Source organism: Isoptericola croceus (genome assembly GCF_029382255.1).
GTDB lineage: Bacteria > Actinomycetota > Actinomycetes > Actinomycetales > Cellulomonadaceae > Isoptericola > Isoptericola croceus.
Genome location: NZ_JARLLG010000048.1, coordinates 1 through 361, shown reverse-complemented (window position 1 = coordinate 361; position 361 = coordinate 1). Strand labels below are relative to the sequence as shown.

The window sequence follows — 361 nt, the reverse complement described above, 5'->3', positions numbered from 1 at the left end:
TCCTGCTCCTTCACAAGCATGTATCCGTACTCCATGAGCTTTTCGATCGTCATCTTGGGCTGCTCGAACTCCGGTGGGCCCTCCCTCGAGTTCACCAGCCTCTTGCCAATGTTCTCCACACCCGTGTCCGACACCCACTTGCGCACCTCGTCGTCGTAAACACGGGCACGAAGAGCGCCGAAGAAATCGATGGATTGGCCTGGGAAGCTGTCGACGATCTTGACGATGTCCTCGTCGGGGACGTTGTCGGTGCGGAAGATACCCTTGCAGACGCCGACACGGTCGTCGCGGGTGGGAGCCCAGTAGAACTTCTCCATACGCCCGTCACGGATGAGCGGCGCGTACAGCGTGGAGAAGTCGT

General features: G+C 59.6%; 1 protein-coding gene. It reads right to left on the bottom strand.

Annotated elements, in window-relative coordinates; genetic code table 11:
- Positions 1-361: P-loop NTPase family protein (locus PZC42_RS24330; protein ID WP_277213953.1), on the bottom strand; the 361-nt coding region annotated here is incomplete at both ends.